Source organism: Psychromarinibacter sediminicola (assembly GCF_029168335.1).
Classification (GTDB): Bacteria; Pseudomonadota; Alphaproteobacteria; order Rhodobacterales; family Rhodobacteraceae; genus Psychromarinibacter; species Psychromarinibacter sediminicola.
On record NZ_JARGYC010000107.1, the window covers coordinates 1 to 9,653 of the forward strand.

9 protein-coding genes and 1 pseudogene are annotated in these 9,653 nt (G+C 65.7%); 2 read left to right on the forward strand and 8 right to left on the reverse strand.

All coding sequences use genetic code 11. From position 1 onward, the window contains the following. Positions 1 to 305 precede the first annotated feature (305 nt). On the forward strand, positions 306 to 935 hold the full coding sequence (locus P1J78_RS22895; RefSeq protein ID WP_445260959.1) for an MFS transporter: 630 nt from the start codon (positions 306 to 308) through the stop codon (positions 933 to 935). Positions 936 to 978: 43 nt separating this feature from the next. On the opposite strand, the gene P1J78_RS22900 is transcribed toward P1J78_RS22895, so the two are convergent. The 8 genes and pseudogenes from P1J78_RS22900 to P1J78_RS22935 form a co-directional block, all read right to left on the reverse strand. Further along, a complete protein-coding gene (locus P1J78_RS22900; protein ID WP_275569706.1) occupies positions 979 to 1,590 on the reverse strand; it encodes a class I SAM-dependent methyltransferase in 612 nt (203 codons plus the stop codon). Between the two features lie 10 nt (positions 1,591 to 1,600). After that, on the reverse strand, positions 1,601 to 3,934 hold the full coding sequence (locus tag P1J78_RS22905) for a heavy metal translocating P-type ATPase (RefSeq protein ID WP_275569707.1): 2,334 nt from the start codon (positions 3,932 to 3,934) through the stop codon (positions 1,601 to 1,603). A gap of 49 nt (positions 3,935 to 3,983) precedes the next feature. Next, positions 3,984 to 5,336, reverse strand: a complete 1,353-nt coding sequence (locus tag P1J78_RS22910) for an APC family permease (protein ID WP_275569708.1) — start codon at positions 5,334 to 5,336, stop codon at positions 3,984 to 3,986. Then, complete coding sequence (locus P1J78_RS22915; protein ID WP_275569709.1) at positions 5,336 to 6,007, reverse strand: TVP38/TMEM64 family protein; 672 nt, start codon at positions 6,005 to 6,007, stop codon at positions 5,336 to 5,338. The genes P1J78_RS22910 and P1J78_RS22915 overlap by 1 nt, the downstream gene beginning before the upstream one ends. Before the next feature lies 1 nt (position 6,008). Next, a pseudogene (locus P1J78_RS22920) lies at positions 6,009 to 6,394 on the reverse strand (DUF302 domain-containing protein). Between the two features lie 16 nt (positions 6,395 to 6,410). Then, positions 6,411 to 6,536: a hypothetical protein gene (locus P1J78_RS22925; RefSeq protein ID WP_275569710.1), complete on the reverse strand. Its 126-nt coding sequence runs from the start codon at positions 6,534 to 6,536 to the stop codon at positions 6,411 to 6,413. A gap of 118 nt (positions 6,537 to 6,654) precedes the next feature. Beyond that, positions 6,655 to 8,199, reverse strand: a complete 1,545-nt coding sequence (locus P1J78_RS22930) for a multicopper oxidase family protein (protein ID WP_275569711.1) — start codon at positions 8,197 to 8,199, stop codon at positions 6,655 to 6,657. A 73-nt stretch (positions 8,200 to 8,272) separates the two neighbouring features. Next, a complete protein-coding gene (locus tag P1J78_RS22935; protein ID WP_275569712.1) occupies positions 8,273 to 8,668 on the reverse strand; it encodes a hypothetical protein in 396 nt (131 codons plus the stop codon). Positions 8,669 to 8,748: 80 nt separating this feature from the next. Here P1J78_RS22935 and P1J78_RS22940 point away from each other — a divergent pair, with 80 nt between their 5' ends. Further along, a complete protein-coding gene (locus P1J78_RS22940; protein WP_374213413.1) occupies positions 8,749 to 9,210 on the forward strand; it encodes a c-type cytochrome in 462 nt (153 codons plus the stop codon). Positions 9,211 to 9,653 lie beyond the last annotated feature (443 nt).

Genomic DNA, 9,653 nt, shown 5'->3' on the forward strand with positions numbered 1-9,653 from the left:
GCCGCCGCTCTCGCCGAGTGGCGCGGTCTCTGCGCGGCATAAGGGACAGCGTCACTGTCCAAGCTGAGACTAGTTAGAATTCCTCTGCCAGCACCTGTGAAACTGACGACCGGCCTCCGCTCCCGGCCAACCGACCGATGACATAGGACGCACGGCAACTTGAATCCGAACAGGGCTCTCTCGTAAAGCCGGTAGTCCCGCGCAGGATCTGGGACCGCACCACGCGTGGTATTCGCCTCTACCTGGCAACGCCACGGCTGCGCGGGCTTCTGGCGCTGAATCTTGCTGTCGCCGCGGCCGGCGCCATGGTGATCGTGAACACGGTGGTGATCGTGCAGGCCGGTCTGGGCCTTGGGCAGTCGCAGGTGGCATTGGCGCTGGCGGCCTTCGGGGGCGGGTCGATGCTGGCCGCGCTGATCCTGCCGCGCCTGCTCGATCGCGTGCCCGACCGGCCGGTGATGCTGGCGGGGGCCGCGGTGCTGGCGGCGGGACTGATTGCCGGGCCATTCCTGACCACTGCTGGTCTTCCTGCATTGATGGCCCTGTGGGTCACACTGGGTCTTGGCCATTCCGTCGTGCAGACTCCCTCAGGTCGGCTCTTGCGCCGCTCAGCATTGGCGGAGGACCGCCCGGCGGTGTTTGCCCCGCAGTTCGCGTTGTCGCACGGCTGCTGGCTGATCACTTACCCGCTGGCGGGCTGGCTCGGCGCGCGCCTGGGCATGGGGCCGACATTCGCCGTCCTGGCGCTGATCTCGGCCGCTTCGGTCGCTTTGGCCCTGGCGGTCTGGCCGGCGGCCGAAGAAGAACCCATCCCACATCGCCATGACGATCTTCCGCCCGACCATCCGCATTTGCGCGAGGGGAGTATGGATCGAGGCCACGCCCATCCCGCCATCGTCGACGATCTGCATCCGCAGTGGTCGCGGCTGGCCTGACAACCCGGTCCTGACAAACCAGGCAGAGGACTGGCCGGCTGAATCAGTCCTTCATGAACAGGCCGAAATGAAACCGCTGCACCCTGTTCCAGGGCGCATGGTGATCGTGAAGCAACGACTTCATCAGCTGGTAGCCGGGACCCAACCGTTCCGCGAGCAGAGCCGCGTCATAACGGGTAACCGGCAGTCCGCTGCAGTTTACCGGACCATCCAGCGCGAAGGTGCCGATGATTGCATGGCCGCCGGAGACAAGGGCACGGTCCATGACCCGCAGATAGGCCTCCTGATCGGCAGCGTCGGTCAGGAAATGGAACGCCGCCCGGTCATGCCAGACATCGAAGCGGCTGGACGGTTGCCAGTCGAGAACGTTCGCCACGACCCATTCGACGGGCGCATCGTCGGGCAGCCGGGCGCGGGCCTTCGCCAGCGCGGTGTCCGACAGGTCGAGCACGGTTATCCGGTGGAAGCCCTGATCCAGCAGGCAATCCACCAGCCGCGACGCCCCCGCGCCGACATCGACGATGGCGGCGTCGCTGGTTGCCCCGGTCGCCGCGATCAGGTCGAGTGAAACCTGCGGGCGTTCCTCGAACCAGCTCGTCTCCGACTCTGCCTTGCTCTGGTAGACGCCTTCCCAGCGGTTCGGGTCTTCATCCATCGCCACCCCCTCACAGATCGACTCGCCGCAGCCGCAGCGCGTTCGTGATTACTGACACCGACGACAGGCTCATGGCCGCCGCAGCGATCATGGGCGAGAGCAGGAGGCCGGTCAGGGGATAGAGCACGCCCGCGGCGACGGGCACGCCCGCGGCGTTGTAGACGAAGGCGAAGAAAAGGTTCTGCTTGATGTTCCTGAGCGTGGCGACGGCCAGTTTCCGCGCGCGGACAAGCCCCACGAGATCGCCGCGCATGAGCGTGATTCCGGCGCTTTCCACCGCCACGTCGGCCCCGGTGCTCATGGCAATGCCGACATCGGCCGCGGCCAGTGCGGGGGCGTCGTTCACGCCGTCGCCGGCCATCGCGACCGACTTGCCTTTCGCGCGCAACTCCTCAACCAGCTTCTGCTTGTCCTCCGGCAGGACGCCCGCGCGGACCTCGTCGATGCCGAGCTTTGCCGCCACCGCCTCGGCGGTGCGGCGGTTGTCGCCGGTTGCCATGATGATGGTGAGACCCAGCGCATGCAGGTCGCGGATCGCCGCTTCGGTCGTCTCCTTGATCGGATCGGCCACGGCGACGATCCCGGCGAGCTTTCCATCCACGGCCACGAACATCGCGGTCTTTCCATCCGCGCGCAGGATGTCGGCCTGCGCCTCGGCCTCGTCTGTCGAAAACCCGAGATCCGTCATCATTGCCGCATTGCCGAGCGCGACCCTGCGGCCCGAGACAGTGCCGTGAACCCCTTTGCCGGTGACAGCCTCGAAGTCCTCCGCAGTCCCGAGCGACAGGCCGCGGTCCTTCGCCCCGGCCACGATCGCTTCGGCCAGCGGATGCTCGGACCCGCGCTCGAGCGCGGCGGCAAGGCCCAGCACCTCCGCCTCGTCGCCATAAAGCGCCACCACATCGGTCAGTCGCGGCTTGCCCTCGGTCAACGTGCCGGTCTTGTCGACGATCACCGTATCGACGCGCGCCATGCGCTCCAGCGCCTCGGCATCCTTGATGAGCACGCCGGCCTGCGCGCCCCGGCCGGCGGCCGTGGTGATGGAGATCGGCGTGGCGAGCCCCAGCGCGCAGGGGCAGGCGATGATCAGGACCGACACGGCCGAGGCGATCGCGAAGGCCAGCACCGGTTCGGGCCCAGCCCAGAGCCAAACGCCGAAGGAGATGATGGCTATCAGAACGACGGTCGGCACAAAGACCGAGGAGACCTTGTCCGCGAGTCCCTGGATCGGCGCCCGCGACCGCCGCGCACCCGCGACCATCTCGACGATCTGCGACAGCACTGTGTCCGCGCCGACCTGCGTCGCGCGCACCGCCAGCGTCCCGTTCTTGTTGATCGTGCCGCCGGTGACGCGGTCGCCCTCGACCTTCTCCACCGGCACCGGCTCGCCCGTGATCATGCTTTCGTCGACCGATGACCGGCCCTCGACCACCTCGCCATCGACCGGAACGCTGTCGCCGGGCCGCACCCTCAGCAGGTCGCCCTCGACGATGTTCTCGAGCGGCGCGTCGTATTCCGATCCGTCTGGCAGGATGCGCCGCGCGGTCTTGGGCGCGAGGTCGAGCAGCGCCCGGATCGCGTCGCCCGTGCGTTCCCGCGCGCGCAGCTCCAGCACCTGGCCCACGAAGATCAGAGCGACGATGACGACGGCAGCCTCGAAATAGGTGCCCACCCCGTGGCCCATCCGGTATTCGGCCGGAAACACGCCCGGCGCGAAGGTCGCGACCAGCGAGTAGAGATACGCGGCACCGACCCCGAGCGAAATCAGCGTCCACATGTTCGGTGAGACATTGCGGATCGAGTCGACCCCGCGCCGGAAGAATGGCAGCGCGGCCCAGAGGATGATGGGCGTGGCCAGGACGAATTCAGCGTAGACCGCGAGGCGGTGCCCCATCCACCCACGCACGTCGAGCCCGACAAGCTCGCCCATGGTGATGATGACGAGCGGCACCGCCGCCGCCGCCGAGATCCACATGCGCCGCGTGAAATCGACCAGCTCATGGCTCGGCTCGTCCGATGGCACCATGGGCTCCAGCGCCATGCCGCAGATCGGGCAGTTCCCCGGTTGGTCGCGGACGATCTCCGGATGCATCGGGCAGGTATATTGCGTGCCGGGCTGGGCCCTCTGTCCGGCCTTCTTGGCGTTGCCGGAGGCATAGAAGTGCGGATCGGCGTCGAATTTCTCCTGGCACCCTGCGGAGCAGAAGTGGAACGTCTCGCCGCCGTAGTCGCGCGTCCGCGCGCCCTCCTTGATCTCGACCTGCATCCCGCAGACCGGATCGGTCGCGGTCTTGGCGCCCGGTTTGATGTCGGAGGCAGCGTGATGGTGATGATGGGTGGCCATGGATTGTCGTCCTTTCTGTCCCGGTGTGCGGCCTCCAGTGGTTGGAAGGTCAAGAGGTGGGCTCGTGCCTTTCTTCTTGTGCGGAATGGTGGCTGCCATGCGCCGGTTCGCGCGATGGCGGGTTGAGCGCGAGGAAGACGCGCTCGAACAGGAAAACGCCGGTCATTCCGGCGAGCGCGATGACGACGATCAGCGGGTCGCTCTGCCATTTGAGTGCGGCGAAAGCTGCGAGAACCACCGCATCCAGTCCGATCGCCGTCAGCAGGACCCATCCACGCGCGCCAATCTCCTGCCGCAGGCTCCGCCAGACACCCCAGTGGATCAGGATGTCCATCACGAGGTAGAAGAAGGCCCCAAGCGAGGCGATCCGGCTGAGGTCGAAGAAGATCGTCAGCGCCCCGGCGATCACCACCGTGTAGGCGAGCGTATGGTCGCGGATCGTGCCCGGCATGCCGAAATGGCTGTGCGGGATCAGCTTCATGTCGGTCAGCATGGCGAGCATCCGCGACACCGCGAAAATGCTGGCGATCACGCCCGAGGCGGTCGCGACCAGTGCGAGCGTGACGGTCAGGTAGAAGCCGATCCGCCCGAGGGCGGGTTCTGCCGCTTCGGCGAGCGCATAGTCCTTTGCGGCCACTATCCGATCGAGCGGCAGGCTGGAGCCGACGGCGAAGGCGACGAGAAGGTAGACAACGACACAGATCGCGATGGAGATGACAATCGCGCGCCCGACGTTGCGGTGCGGGTCGGTGACCCCGGCGCCGCTGTTGGTGATCGTCGTGAAGCCCTTGAAGGCCAGGATCGCGAGCGCCACAGAGGCAAGGAAGCCCGCGGCCGCGCCGCCATCCGCGCCTTCCGCCGCCTCGAACGAGAAGCCGCCGGCCCAGAGCCCGGCGATGCCGAAGGCCGCGATGCCGCCCACCTTGAGCACCGCCATGAGCTGCGACAGAAGACCCACGGAGCGGTTGCCTGCCGCATTCACGAGGTAGGCAAAGACAATGAGACCCACGCCGATGGCAGGGACCAGCCAGCCCTGGGGCTCCAGATCGAGTCCCCGCAGCAGGTAGGTCGCAAACGTCCGCGCCACGAGGCTTTCGTTGATCACCATCGATAGCGCCATCAGCAGCGCGGCACCGGCCGCGACCGTCGTGGGACCGTAGGCCTTGGTGAGGATCATCCCGATCCCGCCCGCAGACGGCCAGGCGTTGGACATCTTGATGTAAGTATAGGCGCTGAAACCCGTCACCACGGCGCCAGCGACGAAGGCCATGGGGAACAAGGGACCCGCAAGTTCGGCGATCTGGCCGGTCAGTGCGAGAATGCCCGCACCGATCATCACGCCGGTTCCCATTGCCACTGTGTCGAAGAGCGACAGGCTGTTCTTCTGGTATTGCTCGGCCATCACCTCTTCCTTTCCGCCTTTCCGCGCGTCGCGGCCCAGATCAGCGGCAGCCCGGTCACGAGGCCGAAACCGAGAACCGCCCATGTGGCCCGGCCAAGGTCACCGCTCACCGCCTCGCCGCCGAAATGCGCCAGCAGGAAGCTCGCCGGGATGATGCCGGCCAGCGTCGCCAGTGCGAACCGCCAGGCATGCAGGCGGCTCAGTCCGGCGGCGTAGCTGATCATGTCGAAGGACACGAAGGGCATGAGGCGGCTCGCAAAGACTGTCGCCGTCAACGCGGTCTGCGAGCCGAGCAGCCCGGCATCGACCGAGGTGCCGAACACGCGCCGCAGGGCGTCATGTCCCAGAACACGTGCAAGACCGAAGGCGATCAGCGCGCCAAGCTCGGCGCCGATCACGACCTGAACCGTGCCCCAGACATGTCCGTAGGCCGCACCAGCCGCCAGCGCGATCGGTGCGCTCGGGATCGGGCTGGCCACGACCGCGATGGTCATGAGCGTTACGATCAGAACCGGCCCCCAAATGCCCGCGCGCGCGACCAGCGTCTCCAGTCGCTCGGGCTCGAACCATTCCCGCACCTCGGCAAGGACCGAAGGGGCAATGAGCCACACCCCGAACAGGACGATCCCGAGGATCGCCAGACCAATGAGAATGCCGGCGCGCAGGCTCATCTCAAACCGCCGCGACGGCCTTCGCCAGCAGATCGCGGACCTGGCCTGCAACGGTGTGCAGCTCGGCGTTCTCGATCGCCTGCATGGACGCTACCGGGTCGATGGCGCCGACCTCCACGCCGGCCTCGACCTCGCGCAGGATAACGTTGCAGGGTAGCATCGCGCCCACCCGCGGCTCCATCCCGATGGCCTGCCAGGCCATCTTCGGATTGCAGGCGCGAGGATGCGATAGCTTGGCATCTCGACGTCGAGCTTCTTTTTCATCGTCGCCTTGACGTCGATCTCGGTCAGAACGCCAAAACCGTGATCCGCCAGCGCCTTTCGCGCCCGAGCGTCGACTTCGTCGATACTAGCGCCGGGGACCATTCGATTGATCGTGTAAGTCATTACGAAGTCCTTTCTCCTATTTCCGAAGATACTTGATCAGCGCTGCTATGGCCAAAACCAGCAGAACAAGGATCAGCAGGCCGAACAGCCAGCCAAACCCCATACCGAAACCCATTCCGGCGCCCATGTCGTTCCAGTTCATGATGTCGTCCTCCTATTTTCTGGGCTGCGAGAGGCCCGACTCTGCGGACCTCGCGAGAAGGTCGCGGAGCGCACCACCACGGCGGTCGGGGCGCTCGAAGCGAACGCCCCGCCTGCGGTCAGACCGAAGCCGAGACCGCGAACTCGGTCATCATGCCGGTCGCCAGGTGCGGCATGTGATGGCAATGGAGCATCCAGCGCGCGGCTTCGCCCGCGTCCAGCGCCACGTCGACCATCGACATCGGCGGCACGTAGACCGTGTCGCGCAGTGCGCCGGTAACGGGGCGCCCGTTGATGCTGACGACCTGGAACGCATGGCCGTGCAGATGTATCGGGTGCCCCATCATCGACATGTTGTGGAATGACAGCACGGCTCGCTCGCCACTGCGTGCGATGATAGGCTGGTGCTGGCCCCAGACCGCTCCGTTGATTGTCCAGACATAGGGCTGCATCGAGCCGCTCAACATCAGCATCTGGCTGCGATCCACAGGGCGCTGCGGCAGGGCGTCCACTGCGATCAGCCGTGCTTCCTGCGCCAGATCGGTGTCGAACGCGGGCGCTTCAGCCTCCGCCACGGCATCAACGCGCCGCACCTCGGCACCGGGCGTGGCGAGGATCAGACCGGTGCGCTCCCGCGCGCCTTCGCGCAGCGCGAGGATTGGCCAGGCGCTGCTTTCGCTCGGCAGCTCGATCTCGAGATCGAGCCGCTGTCCCATTGCGAGCCCGAACCGGTTGCCCGGCAGCGGCTGTATCGCATGACCGTCCACCGCGACGAGGCGCGCCTCTGCCGCCCCGGTGTCGATCCAGAACACCGTGGCCGCCGCAGCGTTGATGACGCGAAGCCGGATACGACCGCCGCGCTCGACCTGCACCACCTCGGGATCCGATAGCGTCCGGTCGTTGGCGAGGTAGGCGTCCCAGTCGTAGTCGTTCAGGTCCATGGCCATTCCGCCCATCTGGCCGCCCATGCCCATCATCCCGCCCATGCCCGACATCTGGCCCATCGGCATGCCGCCCATGGCGCCGTGATCCATGCCCGGCATGGCGCCCGTGCCGCCCATGAGCGTTCCCTGCATAGGTTGAGCGCCGCCGTGATGCGCATGCGCGCCGTGACCGCCGCCCGCGTGACCGCCGCTGATCTCGGCCAGAACCTCTTCTGGGGCCTTGAACGAGAAGTCGTGCAGGAACATCACGACTTCTTGCCTGTCGGCGGCGATGTCCTCGGCCGAACGCACGATCAGCGGCGCCGCGAGCAGCTGCATCTCCTGGACCGGGACATGGCTGTGCATCCAGTGCGTGCCGGGCCGTGTCTCGAAGTCAAAGGATCGGGTTTCGCCCGGCGCGAGCAGGGGCATCGGCATGTCGGGCACGCCGTCCTGCGCATTTGGCGGGATCTGGCCGTGCCAGTGTATGATGGTGCCGACATCGAGATCGTTGGTCAGGTCCACCCGGAACCTCTGGCCGGGGTCGAGGATCAGTCCCTGACCGCCGGGGCCGGCAAGGCCAAAGACCGTTGCCGCGCGCCCGTTGATATCGAGGGTCCTGGTCGCGGCGGCGAGGCTGATCGGTGCCGCCCCTTGCGCGAAGGCGATGCGGGGCATTTGTGCAGCGCAAATTGCGGCAGCACTTGCGGCAAGAAAGCCGCGGCGTGAAAGCATGTTCATTGTCGTCTCCTCAGGACATCCCGTCCCGTTCATCAAGGCAGATGGGACGCCTCGGGCGTCCGCCCGGGCGCGATCAGAGGAGACGGAGTTTGGGAGGGCGTTCGTTCAGTCCCGGCGCACGGCTGACGTCGATCGCCTCGGCGGGGAAGTCATGGTCGGCAGAACCGAACGCCTGTCCGGCTCCCACACCCGGCATCGTAAGGACGACCGACAGACCTGCGCAGACGAACTTGCATATTGCGGCGTCCGACGATCCAAAATAACCGCTGCCGTCACAGGAGAGATCAGCGTCGGCTGACGCTTGCATCATCTCGCTCATATGGACTGCGTGATCCGATGGCATGCTATCCATGCGCGCAGCATGCGCTGCGCTGATCGTCGTGACCACGGCGATCGCGAGGATGGAAAGCATAGAGAGGACGCGCGCGAACATGCCGAAAACATAGGCATTGCTCACGAGAATGTCCATTGTCCCACGAGGCGCATGTCTGGCACAAAATCACCTCGGCGTGAACGAAACAAAGCTCTACAATCATTCGGGACGGCCTCTTGAAGAAGTTCCTCTGGCAAATTGCAGCGAGCGGTCTGGCCGTCGGAGGCTTGATCCCCGCGGTCTTTGCCAGTTGGCACTATGCGGGTGCCGAGGCCACTTCCCGGGTGTCTGCGGATGTCATCTCGCAAGGCAGGCAGATCTATGCCGATCAGTGCGCCGCCTGCCACGGCGCGGATCTGGAGGGTCAGCCCGAATGGCGCTCGCCGCTTCCGTCCGGCCGATTGCCCGCACCGCCGCATGGTGCCAGCGGCCACACCTGGCACCATCCCGACGATGTGCTGTTCCGCATCGTGAAGGAAGGCACGGCCGCCATCGTCGGTGGCGGCTACGAGAGCGACATGCCGGGCTTCGCCGACGTGCTGAGCGACCCGGAAATCCGCGCCGTTCTCGACTACATCAAGAGCACATGGCCAGAGCGCGAGCGGAGCTATCAGGAACGCGTGTCACAGGGAGACTGAAGCATCCAATCAGAGCTGATGCGCGGCATGGCTGCTGAGTCAGTGGTGAACGGCCGTCTTATTTAAATTGTTCAAAACCAATGCCTTAAGGTGGAGAAGGTTGGATATCAGGCCCATTCCCTCCGCCATTTGCCCCTGCGAAATCATTCTCCCGATCCGGCTGCGGCCGGATTTTTTCGTTATTTTAGAGCGCTTACCTACCGACCTGAATCGATTGGGGGTTCCCATTCGTGCGTAGGGCTGATTCACTGACCCTGAGGCAGATTTTGGGGGCAGCGATGGGTAAACCACTCTCCATAGACCTGAGGGAACGGGTGATAGAGGCGATCGACGACGGCATGAGCCGACTGAACCGCCCCGGGTTTACCGGAGAGCGTTTGGTTCAAATTTCAGGCGGCAGTATCGCAGACAGTCATGGTCGCAAGGAAGGCCTCCTCTGCTTG